Annotated in this window: 17 protein-coding genes; 14 read left to right on the top strand and 3 right to left on the bottom strand. The window is 40.1% G+C overall.

Going from position 1 to position 16,717, the window contains the following annotated elements:
• Positions 1–15 precede the first annotated feature (15 nt).
• The 8 genes from lysA (at position 16) to SMUL_RS01500 (ending at position 9,489) form a co-directional block, all read left to right on the top strand.
• A complete protein-coding gene (gene lysA, locus SMUL_RS01465) occupies positions 16–1,221 on the top strand; it encodes a diaminopimelate decarboxylase (RefSeq protein ID WP_025343489.1) in 1,206 nt (401 codons plus the stop codon).
• Between the two features lie 24 nt (positions 1,222–1,245).
• The gene (pheA, locus tag SMUL_RS01470) at positions 1,246–2,313 is read left to right on the top strand and encodes a prephenate dehydratase (protein WP_025343490.1); all 1,068 of its coding nucleotides are present in this window, start codon (positions 1,246–1,248) and stop codon (positions 2,311–2,313) included.
• A gap of 3 nt (positions 2,314–2,316) precedes the next feature.
• Positions 2,317–3,417, top strand: coding sequence for a histidinol-phosphate transaminase (gene hisC / locus SMUL_RS01475; RefSeq protein ID WP_025343491.1), 1,101 nt, complete (start codon positions 2,317–2,319; stop codon positions 3,415–3,417).
• A gap of 12 nt (positions 3,418–3,429) precedes the next feature.
• Positions 3,430–5,160: a flagellar basal-body MS-ring/collar protein FliF gene (fliF, locus tag SMUL_RS01480; RefSeq protein WP_025343492.1), complete on the top strand. Its 1,731-nt coding sequence runs from the start codon at positions 3,430–3,432 to the stop codon at positions 5,158–5,160.
• Positions 5,157–6,185: a flagellar motor switch protein FliG gene (gene fliG, locus SMUL_RS01485; RefSeq protein ID WP_025343493.1), complete on the top strand. Its 1,029-nt coding sequence runs from the start codon at positions 5,157–5,159 to the stop codon at positions 6,183–6,185. Before fliF ends, fliG begins: the two co-directional genes overlap by 4 nt.
• Positions 6,186–6,189: 4 nt before the next feature.
• Positions 6,190–6,993 (top strand): flagellar assembly protein FliH, encoded by an 804-nt coding sequence (fliH, locus tag SMUL_RS01490; RefSeq protein WP_025343494.1) that lies wholly within the window; start codon positions 6,190–6,192, stop codon positions 6,991–6,993.
• A 15-nt stretch (positions 6,994–7,008) separates the two neighbouring features.
• Positions 7,009–8,841: a 1-deoxy-D-xylulose-5-phosphate synthase gene (dxs, locus tag SMUL_RS01495; protein ID WP_025343495.1), complete on the top strand. Its 1,833-nt coding sequence runs from the start codon at positions 7,009–7,011 to the stop codon at positions 8,839–8,841.
• Positions 8,842–9,069: 228 nt separating this feature from the next.
• Positions 9,070–9,489, top strand: coding sequence for a Fur family transcriptional regulator (locus tag SMUL_RS01500; protein WP_025343496.1), 420 nt, complete (start codon positions 9,070–9,072; stop codon positions 9,487–9,489).
• 43 nt (positions 9,490–9,532) lie between these two features.
• Here SMUL_RS01500 and SMUL_RS01505 read toward each other — a convergent pair whose 3' ends face one another.
• A complete protein-coding gene (locus SMUL_RS01505; protein ID WP_025343497.1) occupies positions 9,533–10,129 on the bottom strand; it encodes a peroxiredoxin in 597 nt (198 codons plus the stop codon).
• A 109-nt stretch (positions 10,130–10,238) separates the two neighbouring features.
• On the bottom strand, positions 10,239–12,209 hold the full coding sequence (locus SMUL_RS01510) for a methyl-accepting chemotaxis protein (protein WP_025343498.1): 1,971 nt from the start codon (positions 12,207–12,209) through the stop codon (positions 10,239–10,241).
• 208 nt (positions 12,210–12,417) lie between these two features.
• Between SMUL_RS01510 and SMUL_RS01515 the strand changes: the two genes are divergently transcribed.
• From SMUL_RS01515 to SMUL_RS01540, 6 genes are all read left to right on the top strand, one after another.
• Positions 12,418–12,702, top strand: a complete 285-nt coding sequence (locus SMUL_RS01515; RefSeq protein ID WP_025343499.1) for a DUF362 domain-containing protein — start codon at positions 12,418–12,420, stop codon at positions 12,700–12,702.
• Between the two features lie 153 nt (positions 12,703–12,855).
• Positions 12,856–13,269: a nucleoside-diphosphate kinase gene (ndk, locus tag SMUL_RS01520; RefSeq protein WP_025343500.1), complete on the top strand. Its 414-nt coding sequence runs from the start codon at positions 12,856–12,858 to the stop codon at positions 13,267–13,269.
• 107 nt (positions 13,270–13,376) lie between these two features.
• Entirely contained in the window at positions 13,377–13,643 is a 267-nt protein-coding gene (locus SMUL_RS01525; protein ID WP_223809744.1) for a DUF177 domain-containing protein, read from the top strand.
• Between the two features lies 1 nt (position 13,644).
• Entirely contained in the window at positions 13,645–13,797 is a 153-nt protein-coding gene (gene rpmF, locus SMUL_RS01530) for a 50S ribosomal protein L32 (RefSeq protein ID WP_025343502.1), read from the top strand.
• Complete coding sequence (plsX, locus tag SMUL_RS01535; RefSeq protein WP_025343503.1) at positions 13,798–14,790, top strand: phosphate acyltransferase PlsX; 993 nt, start codon at positions 13,798–13,800, stop codon at positions 14,788–14,790.
• Between the two features lie 9 nt (positions 14,791–14,799).
• On the top strand, positions 14,800–15,792 hold the full coding sequence (locus tag SMUL_RS01540) for a beta-ketoacyl-ACP synthase III (RefSeq protein WP_025343504.1): 993 nt from the start codon (positions 14,800–14,802) through the stop codon (positions 15,790–15,792).
• Between the two features lie 42 nt (positions 15,793–15,834).
• Here the strand turns inward: SMUL_RS01540 and SMUL_RS01545 are convergent, their stop codons facing one another.
• Positions 15,835–16,662, bottom strand: a complete 828-nt coding sequence (locus SMUL_RS01545) for a prephenate dehydrogenase (RefSeq protein WP_025343505.1) — start codon at positions 16,660–16,662, stop codon at positions 15,835–15,837.
• Positions 16,663–16,717: the final 55 nt, after the last annotated feature.

A 16,717-nucleotide genomic window follows, 5' to 3' on the forward strand; every position in this document is an offset into this window, starting at 1 on the left:
CTGATAAGGTTCAAAATGACGAAATTCCAAGCTTTGGCACAAAAATATGGCACCCCTTTATACGTGTATGATTTTGATACGATCGACACAAAATTTTCTGCTCTCAAAGAGGTTTTTAAAGCACGCAAATCACTGATCTGTTTTGCCGTAAAATCAAACTCCAATCTCTCTGTTTTAAAACACATGGCACACCTAGGTGCAGGATGCGATTGCGTCTCCATTGGCGAAGTGAAACGCGCTTTAGTGGCGGGAATTCCAAAATACAAAATTATTTTTAGTGGTGTCGGCAAACGGGATGAAGAGATTGAAGAAGCCCTTCAAAACGATATTTTGATGATCAACCTTGAGAGTGAAGAGGAGATGAATCGCGTTGAGATGATTGCCTCAAAACTAGGCGTGATTGCACGCATCAGCATTCGTGTCAATCCCAATATCGATGCTCAAACCCATCCGTATATCTCAACGGGTCTTCATGAAAATAAATTTGGCGTGGATTTGGACAGTGCCAAACGCATGTACATTCATGCCAAAAACAGCGCTTCACTTGATCCTGTGGGCATCCATTTTCATATTGGAAGTCAGATAACCGAAGTGGAGCCTTTTAGAGAAGCGGCACTGGTGTTGGCGAATTTATTACGAAATTTAAAAGCGCTCAAAATAGAGATTAAATTTTTTGATGTGGGTGGTGGCATTGGTATTCAGTACAAAGATGAAACAACTGTTGATCTTTATGCTTACGCTCAATCAATTTTTGCAGCCCTTACCGGTCTTGATGTCACACTTGTGTGCGAACCAGGACGCTATTTGGTAGGCGATTGTGGCTTCTTTTTAACGCGTGTGCTGTATGAAAAAAACAATGGTTTTAAACGCTTTGTGATCGTTGATGGCGCTATGAACGACCTGATTCGCCCCAGCCTTTACCAAGCGTATCATGCCATTGATGTTGAAGGCAAAGAAGAGCAAGCGACAAGCGTGTGTGATGTCGTTGGTCCGATTTGTGAAAGTGGTGACTTTTTTGCGAAAAATATTGCCTTACCTGCCCTTGAACACGATGATCTTCTGGTCGTTAAAAGTGCAGGAGCCTACGGCTTTACGATGAGTAGCAATTACAACACACGTACGCGCGTCGCCGAAGTTGCACTTGAAAAGGGCGAAGATCGTTTGATTCGCCAACGTGAAAGCTTTGAAGATGTGATTGCATTAGAGAAAGCATATCTGTGAGTTATTCCATAGGAAAGGCACATCATGCAGGTAATCGATAAATTTCGAAAAGAGATTGATCTGATTGACAATGAGATCTTAAAACTACTCAATGAACGTATGGAAAAGGTCAAAGAGATTGGACGTGCCAAACAAACCAGTGGAACAGCAATTTACCGACCTGAGCGTGAAAAAGAGATCTTAGATCGTCTCAAAGCGCTCAATAACGGTGCGCTGAACACAAAAGCGATAGATGCAATTTTTTTAGAAGTTTTTGCCGTAAGCCGCAACCTTGAATTTCCTGAGAAAATCGCATTTATGGGACCAGAAGGCAGTTACACGCATCAAGCCGCAGAGAGTCGTTTTGGCGCGATGGGCAGTTATATTGAAGTCAGTTCCATCGAAGCAGTGTTTCATGTCTTGGAAAATGGTGAAGCAAAATACGGCGTGGTTCCTGTGGAAAACAATACCGCAGGTGCCGTGGGTACGACACTGGATTGTTTAGGAAAATTTAGCTCAAAAATTGTAGCAGAACTGTATATGGACATTCACCACTCCTTTGCTACGGTGTGCGAGGACATTAAAAAAGTAAAACGCATCTACTCACATCCGCAAGGTTACAACCAATGTCGAAGATTTTTGGAGGAGCATATGCTCTTAGGCGTGGAGTTTATTCCCACCAAATCAACGGCAGAAGCGGCAAAAAAAGCAAGCGAAGATCCAGATGCCGCAGCGATTTGCTCACACATTGCTGCTAAATTGTCGAACTTGCCCATTTTGTTTGAAAAAATTGAAGACAATATGGCAAACCAGACGCGCTTTTTGATTTTAAGTGACTTCAAAAACAAAAAAGGGGTACATAATAAAACCTCCATTTTGGCAAAAACTGATGATAAACCAGGCGGACTTGTGGAGTTTTTACAAACCTTCCAAGATCAAAAAGTGAATCTTACAAAGATTGAGTCGCGCCCAACAAAAGAAAAAGGGTTTCAATCCATTTTTTACATGGATTTTGAGGGACACATTGATGATGAAAATGTCCAAAAAGTGATCGATGAAAATAGAGACAGATACGATATTAAATGGCTTGGAAGCTATATTTGTGGAGGATGAGGAATGCAATTTAACGGTATTTTAGCAAATTTAAAAACGTACGAAGCGGGCAAGCCGATTGAGCTTGTGGTACGTGAGTATGGCATTGAAGCCAAAGATGTGATTAAACTAGCAAGCAATGAAAACCCAAGAGGGTGTAGTCCAAAAGTGATTGAAGCGGTACGCGCAGAAGCGGTTCATATGAACCGTTATCCCGATGACAGTATGTATGAACTCAAAGAGTCTTTGGCGAAAAAATACCATGTTGAAGATAAAAACATTATCATAGGCTCAGGTAGTGATCAAGTGATTGAGATTGCGATTCACGCGAAAGCCAATGCGAATACGAAAGTGTTAATGGCAGGTATTACCTTTGCCATGTATGAAATTTATGCGCTTCAAACAGGTGCAAAAGTACTTAGAACGCCTTCTGCTCAGCACAATTTGAAAGAGATGCTTGAAATTTATAAAGCAAATAAAGATATTTCGATCATTATGCTTTGTATCCCAAATAATCCATTAGGCGAGTGTTTGGATGCTAAAGATGTTTATGCTTTTTTAGATCAAATTGACAAAGAGACATTGGTGGTGGTTGACGCCGCTTATTTAGAGTATGCACGCTTTAAAGATCCTGCTAAAAATATTGATTCCCAAGAGCTAATAACCAAATACCCTAATGCCATTTACACCGGAACCTTCTCAAAAGCGTATGGACTGGGCGGTATGCGTTGTGGTTATGGCATTGCACAGCCTGAGATCATTCAAACGTTTTTGAAACTTCGAGCACCGTTTAACATCACCAATCTCACACTTAAAGCTGCGATTGTAGCACTCAGTGATGAAGCGTTTGTGGATGCTTCGGTTAAGGAAAATTTTGAGCAGATGAGCGCGTATGAAGCATTTGCAAAAGAGCTTGGATTTAAAGTGATTGAGAGTTATACCAACTTTATCGTTTTAGAATTTGATGCGAGTAAAAACTCTGGCGCAATTGCGCAAAAGTTGATGGAAAAGGGTATAATCGTTAGAAATTTAGGATCGTATGGTATGAATGCTATTCGTGTTACTATCGGAACACCAGAGCAAAATGCACGCTTTTTTGAATGCTTTAAAACACTTTACATGTAAGAGAAAGAGACTATGGAGCTTAGAACACTTTTAAACCAAATAGCAACACTTATACAAAACTTGACCTTGCGCCAAAGGATTGTTGCTGCCGTATCGATTGTTGTTTTGATTGGTTTTTTAGTGTTTCTGACGCTTTATAAAAATTCAACTTCGGGCACAGGCAATGGCTACAGTGTTCTGTTTGAAAATACAACCGCAGGTGATTCTGCACTGATTATTCAGCAACTCGAAAAAGAAAAAGTTCCTTATAAAGTGCTCAATGAAGGCACCATCGCAGTTCCGAGTGATGTCGTTCATAAACAGCGCATTGCGATTGCAGCCCTTGGCATTCCTAAAAACAGCAAAGTAGGTTTTGAGATTTTTGATAAAACGGAGTTTGGTGCGACCGATTTTGAACAAAAAATTAAATACATTCGCGCCCTTGAGGGCGAACTTGCGCGCACGATTGAAAGCCTGGGTCCTATTGCCAATGCGAGTGTGCATATAGCGATTCCAAAAGAGACCGTTTTTGCGCAAAAACAAGCGGCTCCAACGGCTTCCATTGTTTTAAATATTCGCCCCAGTATGAACCTCTCTATCAAACAGATTATCGGCATTAAAAATCTCGTTGCAGCTTCTGTTTCTAACCTCAATGCGGAAAATGTCTCTGTTGTCAATCAAGATGGTGAGCCTTTGGGCGACGAGCAGAGCAACATCTTCCAAGGTGAGCTTGTTAAAAGTCAGATGCGTTATAAAAAAGAGTTTGAGAATAATGTTGAGCAAAAAATTATCAATGTCTTAGCGCCTGTTATTGGTGGTGTGGATAAAGTGAATGCCAAAGTAACAATTGATTTTGACTTTTCACAGCAAGATTATGTGAGTGAAACGTATGATCCAAACTCAGTTCCCAGAAGTGAGCAGAGCGTTGAAGAGAAGCGTGAAGGAAAAGAGCCCCAAGATGTGGGTGGCGTTCCTGGTGCTATTAGCAATATCGGACCTGTTCAAGGGTTAGAAAATGGTAAAAAAAGTGAAACCTATCAAAAAAGTTCCACCACAACCAATTATGAAATTTCTAAAAAAGTGGTCAATTCTAAAGATGAGTTTGCAAAAATTAAACGCTTAACTGCAGCAGTAGTGGTGGATGGTGTTTATAAATACGGAGTGGACAGTGAGGGCAATAAAAAGAACGAGTTAGAGTATTTTTCACTTTCCCAAGAACAGATGGATGCCATTCGTGATGTGGTACGTCAAACGGTTGGATACAATCAAACAAGAGGGGACGAAGTCACGGTGAATAACTTTGAATTCAAGCCACTCTCCAGCGATGGAACCCGTGCTCCAACCAAAGATATGATGGATAAAGTCTCTAATTACGTAGGGCCATTGGTGCCACTGGTTAAATACCTGATTGTTGCTATTTTGCTCTTTATCTTCTACAAAAAAGTTATCATTCCCTTTAGCCAAAAAATGGTGGAGACAAAATTGGATGACTTTGAAGATGAGGTCGAACCTGTTACGACCCATGAAGAAGAGGGTGCCGAAGATACCTTGGAGAAATTTAGACAAGCGCGTAAAAAAGTGGAAGATCAACTTGGTATTGGTCAAGACTTTAACGAAGAAGCCCTTAAATACGATGTTTTACTTGAAAAGCTTAAACATGTTGCTGAGCAAAAAGGTGAAGAATTTGCTTCACTTTTACAGTCTATGATTCGCAATGAAGGCGACTACGATAGTAGCAGAAACAGTTCTAAGGATATTGGATAATGAAACTAACAGAAGAGCAAAAAACCCTCTATAATGAACTCTCAATGTCTGAAAAAGCGGCAATTTTGATGATCCAACTGGGTGAAGATTCAACCGCTAACCTTTTTTCACATATGGAGATAGACGTTGTAACGGATATTTCCAAATTTATTGCAACGGCCAAAAATATTGATAAATCGGTTGCTAATGCTGTTTTAGAAGAATTTTATGTCATTTTACAATCCAACCAATACATCCGAAGTGGTGGTATGGAGTATGCGAAAGAGATTTTATACCGTACGTTTGGAGCGGAGGGTGCTCAGAAAATTCTTGATAAACTCTCTAAATCGATGGAAAATTCTCAAAGTTTTGGTTACCTCTCTCAAATTAAGCCTCAACAGTTGGGTGATTTTATTATGAATGAGCACCCTCAAACGGTTGCGCTTATTTTGGCACATATGGATCCAACGAGTGCGGCTGAAACACTCTCGTTTTTCCCTGATCAGTTGAGAAGTGAAGTAACGATTAGAATGGCAAACTTAGGTGAGATTTCACCTTCTGTTGTTAAAAGAGTGTCGGCTGTTTTAGAGAATAAACTCGAATCCTTGACTTCGTATAAAGTGGAAGTGGGTGGGCCAAGGGCTGTGGCTGAAATCCTCAACCGTTTGGGTCAAAAAGCGTCTAAAACAACGATTGCCTACATTGAACAAGCCGATGAGAAACTGGCTTCTATTATTAAAGATATGATGTTTACGTTTGAAGATATTATGAAACTTGATGGCAATGCCGTGCGTGAAATCCTTAAAGTTGCCGATAAACGTGATTTGATGGTAGCTCTGAAAGGCTCAGCCGAGGATCTTAAACGCAAGTTCTTTGATAATATGTCACAACGTGCTCAAGAAGCGTTTGTCGAGGAGATGAACTTCTTAGGCGCTGTTCGTGTCAAAGATGTCGAAGAGTCTCAACGAAAGATTGTTGAAGAGGTGCAAAAACTTTCAGAGCAAGGCATTCTCCAAATCGGCGAAGCCGAAGAGATGATAGGTTAAGATCGTGACAGAAAATATCATTGATAAAGAAAAAGTAGACGATCACTCGGTTAAACCGTATCGGTTTAAAGTCCTAGGCTCCAACGTAGCAGATGGCGTGGCACCTTTACATGTAAATGAAGAGTACGTCACTGAAAACGCTTTTGCTAGCGAATCAAAGCATGTTCCTGATGAAATCGTTAACATTGCCCGTATTGAAGAGGGAACCCAAAATCAGTTTATTGAAGAGCTGCTCAAAAAGACCGATGAGCTGACAACTAATGTGGTAAAACTTCAAATTCAGATTGAAAAACAAGAACAAGATTTTAATAATAGACTCACAGAAGAGCTCACCAGAGAGCGTGAAAACGCCTATGCTCAAGGGTACCAAAAAGCCAAAGATGAGTTTGAAGAGGTGACATCTGAGATGAAGTCACGCTATTTAAAATCGATTGGGCATTTGGATACGCTGTATAAAAGCATCGAAGAGAGATTGGCTAAACTAGAAACCGATATGAGTGTGACGGCTTTTGAGATCGCCAAAGAGGTGATTAAAAAAGAGGTGAGTGTCTCAAGTTCAAAAATTGCTGCATCGCTTTCAAAAGCGTTATTGCAAGAGGTTAAAGATGCGATTAAAATTGAACTGAGGGTCAACCCTAAAGATTTAGAGGCACTTAAAGAGCTTTACGCAGAAGATGAAAAGATCAAAGTAACGTCTGATGATGCGATTACCTTAGGTGGCGTTGTCATTCTCAGCGACGTGGGAAACCTCGACGGCAATTTGGCAATGCGTTTAGAAAAAGTAAAATATTTACTACAAGAAAATTAAAAAGCACTGGAAGCGATGAAAACATTACGAGAATACTCCATTGAAGAATTGAACGAATATTGTGAGCAAATTAGGCAAAAAATTATTCAGACCGTCAGTAAAAATGGTGGGCATCTGAGCAGCAATGTAGGCGCTGTGGAGCTAATTGTTGCCATGCACTACGTCTTTGATGTGAAGAATGATCCTTTTATTTTCGATGTAAGTCATCAAGCCTATACCCATAAACTCCTCACCGATCGTTGGGATCGTTTCGATACGCTTAGGGAAATTGATGGCATTAGTGGCTACACAAGACCCAATGAATCACCGTGTGATTACTTTGTTGCCGGGCATAGCTCCACCTCAATTTCACTTGCTGTAGGCGCTGCAAAAGCGATAGCACTCAAAGGAGAGCAATACAAACGCGTACCCATTGCGTTGATTGGAGATGGCTCACTCAGTGCGGGGATGGTGTATGAAGCACTCAATGAGCTAGGCGATCGCCGTTACCCTGTTGTCATTTTACTCAACGATAATAAAATGAGTATTTCAAAGCCCATTGGTGCCATTAGCAAGTTTTTATCCAGTGCGATGGCGGGTGGATTTTACCAAAGAATTAAAAAAACAACCGAACAAATTTTGCAGTACCTACCTGAGAGTGCTACATACATGGCGAAAAAGTTTGAAGAGAGTTTTAAGCTGATTACGCCTGGTATTTTATTTGAAGAGTTGGGTATTGATTATATTGGGCCCATTGATGGTCATGATGTTGAAAGCCTGATTCGTGCATTGCAATCGGCGCGAAGTCTTAAAAAACCTGTGATCGTTCATGCACAAACCCTCAAAGGCAAAGGCTATGAGATGGCGGAGGGGTACTACGAAAAGTGGCATGGTGTAGGCCCTTTTGATGTGGCAAGTGGCGAAGCGATCAAGCAAGGGCTGAGCAAAAATGCAACAACGATGTACTCTGAAGCACTGATGCAATTGGCTAAAACGCACGACAATGTCGTAGGTGTTACCGCAGCCATGCCCAGCGGCACAGGATTAACGCCTTTAATTCAAGCGTATCCAAATCGTTTTTGGGATGTGGCAATTGCTGAACAACATGCTGTAACATCGATGTGTGCCATGGCGAAAGAGGGTTTTAAACCCTATATTACAATCTACTCCACATTTTTGCAACGAGCGTATGATCAAGTGATTCATGATGCCTGTATTATGAATTTGGATGTTGTGTTTGCAATTGATCGTGCGGGCATTGTGGGTGAAGATGGCGAGACGCATCAAGGGGCATTTGATATTTCTTATCTTAGTGCCGTCCCCAATATGACCTTAATGGCACCACGCGATGAACGAAGCATGCACGCAGCGATTCACTACTCGTATCTTCACAAAGGGCCATTAGCCATTCGTTATCCAAGAGGATCATTTTTAGAATCAGATGCTTTTGAATCCTTGCCGTTTGAGTATGGAAAAGCACAACTGCTCCAACAAGGGCAAAGCAGCATTCTTCTTTTAGGGTATGGTGCAGGGGTTGGAAAAGCTGTGGCAACCGCAAAATTATTGGCTGAGAAAGGTATTGAAGCAGCGATTGTCGATTTACGATTTGTCAAACCTTTGGATGAGCCATTACTGATCTCTTTAGCGCAAGAGTATGATCAATGGTATGTCTTTAGTGACAGTGTAAAGATTGGTGGCGTTGGCTCATTGCTGATGGTATTGAAAGAGAAACATGCTTTACATGTAAAGATTAAAAGCTTTGAATATGAGGATGCTTTTATCACGCACGGTGCGACACATTTGATTGAAAAAAAATTGGGCATTAGCATTGAACAGTTATCCGAAGCCATTTTAAAGGAACTCTATTAGAGCTCTTGTAGAATTTTTTACACGTCTTTAAAGCAAAGCTTTAAAGACTACGTTAACACTGGGTTTTGCTCGGCGCAATGCCCACGCACCTCTGGTGCTTTTTCTTCTTGCAAACGCATTTTGTAAGAAGTATATTAATTAATAAAAACTATTAGTTAGTTTTTTTTCAGGAAAATTGATCTGAATTATGGAATCATTCAGAAAATAGTAATAAGAAAGGGGTCTATGATGAATGATTTTATCACTCTTCTCAAAACCAAAGAGCTTAAAGCAACACCCCAAAGAATATCGGTTCTTAAAGAGTTAGGTAAAAAGATGCATCCGACAATTGATGATCTTTATGAGGCACTTAGAAAAGAGAATCCATCGATGTCTTTGGCAACGGTTTACAAAAACCTTGCAACACTGAAAGAAAAAGGTGTGGTGATTGAGGTCAATACCGCTGAGGGGAAAATGCGCTATGACATCTACTCAAAGCCACATATTCATATTATTTGTAAACAGTGTGGAGCGATTGAAGATGTGGATTATGACCAAAATTTGTTTGAATATCAAACAGCGTTAGAGCAAGCTAAGAGCGTTAAAATTGATCGAATGGATGTGATTGCCAGTGTTGAGTCATGTTCTGTGTGTCACAAGAGGTCATAAAAAAGAGTACGCTAAGAGAGTTCATCTCTCTTAGCGAAGATGATTATAGTTTTTCTGAGTTATGCGCTAGATAATCAGCAACACCTTCTGTGCTTGCTGTCATACCTTTATCGCCTTTTTGCCAACCGGCTGGGCACACTTCACCGTATTCATTTGTAAAGAGCATCGTATCGATCATTCGTAACATCTCATCAATATTTCTTCCAAGAGGTAAGTCATTGATCACAGCGTGTCTTACCGTACCGTCTTTGTCGATCAAGAATGAACCACGAAGTGCGACACCCTCTTTGAAAAGAACATCGTAATCACGAGAAATTTGTTTGGTAATATCGGCAACCAATGGGAATCTTACTTGCCCAATTCCACCTTGATTGACAGGAGTATTTTTCCATGCAAAGTGTGAAAATTGTGAGTCAATAGAGACGCCAACAACATTAATTCCACGGTTTTTAAACTCTTCAAGTCTTTTATCAAAGGCAATGATTTCAGATGGACATACGAAGGTAAAATCGAGTGGATAGAAGAACACAACAGTGCCTTTTGATCCAAAGTTTTCGTATAGATTGAAGTTGTCGACAATTTGGTTGTCACCAAGAACGGCAGTTGCTGTAAAGTCAGGAGCTTTATTGGTTACTAACATAGGTATCCTTTAATTGAGAATTTTTATTGGTACAGAAATTATACAATTAAATATACAAAACTCTTTTAATCAAGAAGACTAATTTTATCCAATAAGTTTTAACCCAAAATTATGTTCTAAATTCTTCGAGCTTATGGTTGAGGTTTTCCGTCATTTTGCTGAGGTGTTCTGCCGCTCCTGCTATCTCTTCAACGCTTCTGCTATTTTCTGTTGAAATTTTATTGATTTCACCTATCTTAGTGATAATCGCATCAATTTCAGTGCCTGTTTGAAGATAATTATCAACGGTATTTTCGGTTGTTTTTGTCACCGCATCAATAATCGTGAAGCTCTCTTGCAGACGATTTTCAACTTCTTGGGCGCTGATAGCGAGTGCTTCAATTTTTTGAGAGTTATGGCCCATCTGTTCACTGGAGTTAACGATGGATTGGACAATGACATTAATCGTTGCATTAATTTCGATAAGGCTTTTTTGAGTACGTTCCGCTAGTTTTCGTACTTCATCCGCAACAACAGCAAACCCACGTCCATGCTCTCCTGCGCGTGCAGCTTCAATGGCGGCATTTAAGGCAAGGAGATTGGTCTGATCCGCAATGTCACTGATGACGGTTAAAACACTTCTGACTTGTTCTGCATCGGTACTAAGTTGGCTTAATTTTTGAGCTAACTCAATTTCGGTGACAGAACTTTTTTGTATCTCATCCGTGAGCGCAACAACGGCATTACTGGCGGAGTAGAGTGAACGGTTGGCTTTAATCATCTCTTCTTTACTGCTCTTAGCTTGCTCAATAGAGCCTAACATATTTCCGCGCACTTGATTGGCTTGTTTGGTGGTATCAAAGACAATGGTGGTTGATTGTTCGACCAATTTTTCAACTTGTAATGAGGTGGTTGAGAGTTCATGAGAGATGGAAGAATTTTCACTGGAGAGCGATTTTGCATTGCAAATGAGCACACGCACTTTTTCAATAAAATGGTTGATTTGCTCACTCGCTTGTGCGATTTCATCACTGCCTTTAATCTGCAGTTTTCGGGTAAGATCGCCATCGCCACTGGAGAGCTCTTTGGCTTTTTCAATCAGGTTATTAAGCGGTTTGGTAATAATTTGATTGATAATAATCCAGATAACAAGCACAATTACCACGGTAAGAATTAAAGAGGTAATGATAAGTATATCTCGTAGTTTGTCGTTTGCTGCTTGAAAATCTTTTTCATTGGCTTTGGCAACTAAAACCCAATTCCACTTATTAAAGGCTTGAAAACTTAAGATTTTCTCTTCCCCTTCTTCAATAATATGGAACATTCCATTTTTTTGTGTGAGCATTTTTTTATCGAGCTCTGAAGTAATTTTCGCTCCGTCATTTTTTGGGTGAATGTCATACGCTTCACTTTTGGTATTCATCGCATAAAAATAGCCATGTTCCCCAATTTTCATCGTATTGATCTGTGCTTCAAGTGCTTTAAGCCCCTCCGTAAAATTGTAACCAATAAATAAAATTCCCAAAATTTTATCATCTTCAATAATAGGAGCGTAAACGGTAATATAATCTTGACCAAAAAGCCTTGCACTTCCAATGTATTTTTGCTTTTTCATAATGGGCTCATAGGCCGGGCTATTTTTCCCTAAATAAGTTCCCATGGCACGTGAGCCGTCTTCTTTTTTTAAAGAGGTTGAGACACGAATAAAATCATCTCCACTCAATGCAAAAACAGTTGAAATCGCTCCTGTAAGCTCTTTAAAAGCTTCTACTTTTGAAAAATTATTATTGAGTGTGTATCCGCCTGCTGCAATTAAAGGTGTTTCAATACCGTTGACCTTGATCTTCTCATTGGCATCGACATTAAAAGAGCCAAAGCCCGCTTCAAAAATACTAAAAAGTTTCACCGCAGTATCTTCAAGCGCACTGTTATAAACTTGAACCGTTTGTTGTAAATCTGTAATATTTGAATGAATTTTTTGTTCAGTTTCTTGCTTAATATAACCACTCAGATAAAAATTGATGTAAAAAATAAATGAAAAAATAGAGATAGAAACAATGAATACTTGTAAAATTGTCACTTTTTTTGCTATTGAGTTCATGTAATACGCCTCCGCTTAACTAAAATCTAATTGAATGATAGTATTCAAATAATCCTTTTAAGATCGTTAAGGGGAAGCAGAAAAAACGTCAATGGGCGTTTACCTTCTTTTGGTTTGATGTGTTTAGATTACAATCCATTTTAATATCAAATTTAATTTAGTTTCGGTATAGTTTTTTGCTAGTATAAAACTAAAGTAAGGAGAAATTATGGCAGTTAAAATTACTGATATTTGTATCGCATGTGGTGCCTGTATCGACGAGTGTCCTGTGGAAGCAATTGTAGACGATAGTGACAACCCAACAGGTGCAGATATTTATTATGTTTATGCAGACAAATGTGTAGAGTGTGTCGGACATCATGATGCCCCTGCATGTGCAGAAGCGTGCCCAACAGAAGGCTGTATCGTATGGGATGCTCCTTATCCTGGTCAGCCAAGTCGTGATGAAATCGGCGCAGATTTGAGAAAAGGCACAACGCCTTGTGCTGAGTAAAAACAGTAAAAACTAAAGAGGATTTTTCCTCTTTAGTTTTACATGTAAGATACTTTCTCGTCTCTTTATTGATATTAAAAAAAAATTCTGCTATACTCCCACGTTCTAATTCCCTACAAAGTTATGAAATTAAATTATCTATAGGAGAGAATTGTGGAGAGCACATTATCTATTATTAAACCAGATGCAGTAGCAAAAAACGTTATTGGTAAAATTGTTGACAGATTTGAATCAAATGGGTTAAAAATTGCAGCGATGAAAAAAGTACAACTCAGCCAAGCGGATGCAGAGGCTTTTTACGCTGTTCATGCAAGCAGACCATTTTTTGGCGAATTGGTTTCATTTATGATTAGTGGTCCTGTTGTGATTATGGTTTTAGAAGGCGAAAATGCCGTTCTTAAAAACCGTGATCTTATGGGTGCAACCAATCCTAAAGAGGCAGCTAAAGGTACGATTAGAGCTGATTTTGCCGATAGTATTGATGCAAATGCAGTTCATGGTAGTGATAGTTTAGAGAATGCAAAAATCGAAATTGATTTCTTTTTTGCACGAAGAGAAATTCTTTAATTTCAATGCAGATCGAATTCAAAAAAATTCCCACAACTGGGATTCATTTTGAAACATCTTTAGGTGAAATTAGATTTTTCGGAGAAGCGTTAAAGACAAGTAAGACAATGGTAAAATGCACAGGTACAATGGAAGGAACCCTTCTTCATGTGTGTGATCGATGCGCTGAAAGTTTTAAGCTGATGGTCAATGAAGATGTTGAAGTCTTTGCCTGTGAGGGTCTTTATGAAGATCAAGAAGGCGAAGGGCTTTTAAATATAATAGAATTTTTTGACGGTTCGATTGATGTGGATTCAATGCTTCAAAGTGAGATCGAAGCCTTCAAAAGCGATTACCACTACTGTGGACAATGTGAACAACTAAAAGGAGAATAAAATGGCAGTACCTAAGAGACGCGTGAGTAAAACCAGAGGCGCGAAAAGAAGAACACACTATAAAGTAACCCTTCCTATGCCTGTTAAAGACACTGATGGAACATGGAAAATGCCTCATAGAGTGAACAAAACGACAGGCGAATATAAAAACTAAATGCTAACCATAGCAATTGACGCGATGGGCGGGGATTTCGGTCCTGCCCCCATTGTTGAAGGAACGCTTCACGCATTACGAGAACGTGATTTTAAAGCACTTCTTGTTGGGGACGTCACTCTTCTAAGATCCCTTACTCCTCATGAATATTTAGACAGAATCTCATTTGTTGAAGCTTCCGATGTTCTTGATATGCACGAAGCAGCCACCAATGCCCTTAAACGCAAAGAGACCTCTATTTATAAAGCCGTTGATTTGGTGAAAGACAAGGTAGCTGACGCCGTTGTTTCCATGGGACACAGCGGGGCAACGATGAGTTTGGCAACATTGCGTATTGGAAGGCTTAAAGGCGTTTTACGGCCTGCCATTGCAACCATTATGCCAACAGCTGTTCCTGGCAGATTGAGTTTGGTATTGGATGTGGGTGCTAATGTGGATTGTAAAGCAGAACATTTAGCACAATTTGCGGTCATGGGCGAAGCCTATGCCAAAGATATTTTAAAAATTGCTAAGCCTAAAGTTGGTTTACTCTCTAATGGCGAAGAAGAGAGTAAAGGTAATGAAATTACAAAAGAGGCATTTTTAACACTCAAAAAATGTGAGAGTTTTGTCGGTAATGTCGAAGGTAATAATATTTTTGACGGCTCTGTTGATGTCATCGTTTGTGATGGTTTCGTGGGTAATATTTTGCTTAAAGCCAGTGAAGGTGTTGCCGATTCGATTACCAAGATTATCAAGCAAAATGTTAGGCGCTCTCCTTTAGCGATTGCGGGGGCGGTACTGATGCGCAAAGTATTTAGAGTGCTTAAAAAGCAAGTTGATTATGCAGAATACGGTGGAGCACCACTGATTGGTATTAATGGCTGTGCGATTATAGGGCATGGTAAAAGCAACTCTAAAGCGGTCAAAAATGCTATTTTTCAAGCGATCAATTTTTCAAGCTCCAATATCAACGCTGATATTGAGCAAAAAATAGCGCTACTAGAGCAATAAAGGATAAACGTGTACGCATCTTTAAAATCCATTGGTGGTTATGCCCCTTCTCACATCCTCAGCAATGTGGATCTTGAAAAAATGGTTGAAACAACAGATGAGTGGATTGAGAAGCGTACAGGCATTAAAGAAAGACGTATTGCTGCGGATGATGAGACAACAAGCGATTTGGGCGTTAAAGCAGCGCTTCTTGCCATTTCGCGTGCGGGGATAGCGAAAGAAGAGATTGATCTTATCATCTGTGCGACACTTTCACCTGATTATCTGTGTATGCCCTCCACTGCGTGTGTGATTGCTGGTAAACTGGGCATTAATGATGTGATGGCATTTGACATCAGCGCTGCGTGCAGTGGGTTTGTCTACATGCTTTCCATGGCAAAAGCTTTCATTGAATCAGGCATGAAGAAAAATATTTTGCTTATTGGTGCCGAAAAAATTAGTAGCATGATTGACTATACCGACCGAGGAACCTGTATTCTTTTTGGTGATGGGGCCGGTGCAGCAATTATTGGTGCGACTGAAGATAAAAACGAAGCTATTTTAGATATTCACGCCTCTGCTGATGGTCGTTATGGCGATCTTCTGATCACTCCAGGGTGTGGCTCAAAATACCCATGTTCCCAAGAGACACTGGATAACAAACTTAATTACATCAAAATGCAAGGCAATGAAGTTTACAAAGTGGCGGTTAAAACTTTGACCAACGATGTGATTGATATTTTAGAAAACAATAACATCACAGCTTCTCAGGTCGATCATTTCATCCCACATCAAGCCAATTTTAGAATCATCGAAGCGGTGCGTGCAAAACTTAATTTCCCTATCGAAAAAACCGTTCTAACCGTCGCAAAATACGGCAATACTTCTGCAGCGTCCATTCCGATGGCAATGAACGATGCTTATGAAGAGGGACGTATCAAAAAAGGCGATCTGATGCTCTTAGATACCTTTGGTGGTGGTTTCACGTGGGCAAGCGCTCTTGTGCGTTTTGGCGGTCATTAATCCTTACATGTAAACCTAAAAAAACTTACATGTAAAGCTTTTTTAGAGAATTTTATGCAAGGTGGTGGCTTTACTCATCCACGCTTCAAGACCATTCCAGTCCTCTTCTTCAATCATCTTTTTTGACTTTTCAAGCTCTTCTTTAAACACCTCAATCGAACTTAAAAGATTGGCTTTATTTTGTCTGAAAATGTCCGACCACATTTGAGGCGAACTCTTAGCCACACGGCTCATGTCCCTAAAACCACCTGCTGCAAGGGCTAAAATGCTTTTTGGGTCTTCTTGCCCCATAACACTGTTGGCTAGTGCATAACTAATCACATGGGGAAGATGCGAGATAAATGAAGCATGCGCGTCGTGTGAGATCGGATCCATAAAGACGATTTTCATTCCAATGTGGGAGAACATCTGAATGGCTCGGTTTTTATGCAGGTCATTGCTGTTGTCTGTATCGCACAAAACAACCACTTTGTCATGATAAAGATTTTGAATCGCGGCACTGGGGCCAAATTTTTCGGTACCCGTCATCGGGTGTGCGGCAATGAAGTTGGATCGAATTGCTTCAGGCACAGAAGCTACAATCTCCGCTTTGGTACTTCCTAAATCAATAATGGTCGTTGTATCGCGCACATCTTTAAGATCCTGGAGTGCTTTGATAATGCCTCCAACAGGAATGGCAAGGAAAATCACATCGCAAGCTTTAATCTCAGCGAAGGAGACAATGTCATGTACAAGATTGAGTTTTAATGCCTCTTCACAGTGGCTCAGATTGTGGTCGAAGCCAACAATTTTAGAGACCAATTTGGTGTTCTGGAGTGCTAAACCTAAAGAGCCTCCCATCAAACCAAGTCCAACAATACCAACAACCATCAAAACTCCTTTTCTACCGTATCTTCGAGCACTTACATGTAACCTTATATGAGGT

The sequence above is a fragment of the Sulfurospirillum multivorans DSM 12446 genome (assembly GCF_000568815.1).
Lineage (GTDB): Bacteria > Campylobacterota > Campylobacteria > Campylobacterales > Sulfurospirillaceae > Sulfurospirillum > Sulfurospirillum multivorans.

Excerpts from the sequence above, each read along its gene's own strand:
- SMUL_RS01525 (WP_223809744.1), top strand. The coding sequence starts at position 13,377 with ATGGTAAAATGCACAGGTACAATGGAAGGAACCCTTCTTCATGTGTGT.
- SMUL_RS01505 (WP_025343497.1), bottom strand. The coding sequence starts at position 10,129 with ATGTTAGTAACCAATAAAGCTCCTGACTTTACAGCAACTGCCGTTCTT.
- SMUL_RS01515 (WP_025343499.1), top strand. The coding sequence starts at position 12,418 with ATGGCAGTTAAAATTACTGATATTTGTATCGCATGTGGTGCCTGTATC.
- plsX (WP_025343503.1), top strand. The coding sequence starts at position 13,798 with ATGCTAACCATAGCAATTGACGCGATGGGCGGGGATTTCGGTCCTGCC.
- SMUL_RS01545 (WP_025343505.1), bottom strand. The coding sequence starts at position 16,662 with ATGGTTGTTGGTATTGTTGGACTTGGTTTGATGGGAGGCTCTTTAGGT.
- fliF (WP_025343492.1), top strand. The coding sequence starts at position 3,430 with ATGGAGCTTAGAACACTTTTAAACCAAATAGCAACACTTATACAAAAC.
- SMUL_RS01500 (WP_025343496.1), top strand. The coding sequence starts at position 9,070 with ATGAATGATTTTATCACTCTTCTCAAAACCAAAGAGCTTAAAGCAACA.
- pheA (WP_025343490.1), top strand. The coding sequence starts at position 1,246 with ATGCAGGTAATCGATAAATTTCGAAAAGAGATTGATCTGATTGACAAT.
- lysA (WP_025343489.1), top strand. The coding sequence starts at position 16 with ATGACGAAATTCCAAGCTTTGGCACAAAAATATGGCACCCCTTTATAC.
- SMUL_RS01510 (WP_025343498.1), bottom strand. The coding sequence starts at position 12,209 with ATGAACTCAATAGCAAAAAAAGTGACAATTTTACAAGTATTCATTGTT.
- hisC (WP_025343491.1), top strand. The coding sequence starts at position 2,317 with ATGCAATTTAACGGTATTTTAGCAAATTTAAAAACGTACGAAGCGGGC.
- rpmF (WP_025343502.1), top strand. The coding sequence starts at position 13,645 with ATGGCAGTACCTAAGAGACGCGTGAGTAAAACCAGAGGCGCGAAAAGA.
- dxs (WP_025343495.1), top strand. The coding sequence starts at position 7,009 with ATGAAAACATTACGAGAATACTCCATTGAAGAATTGAACGAATATTGT.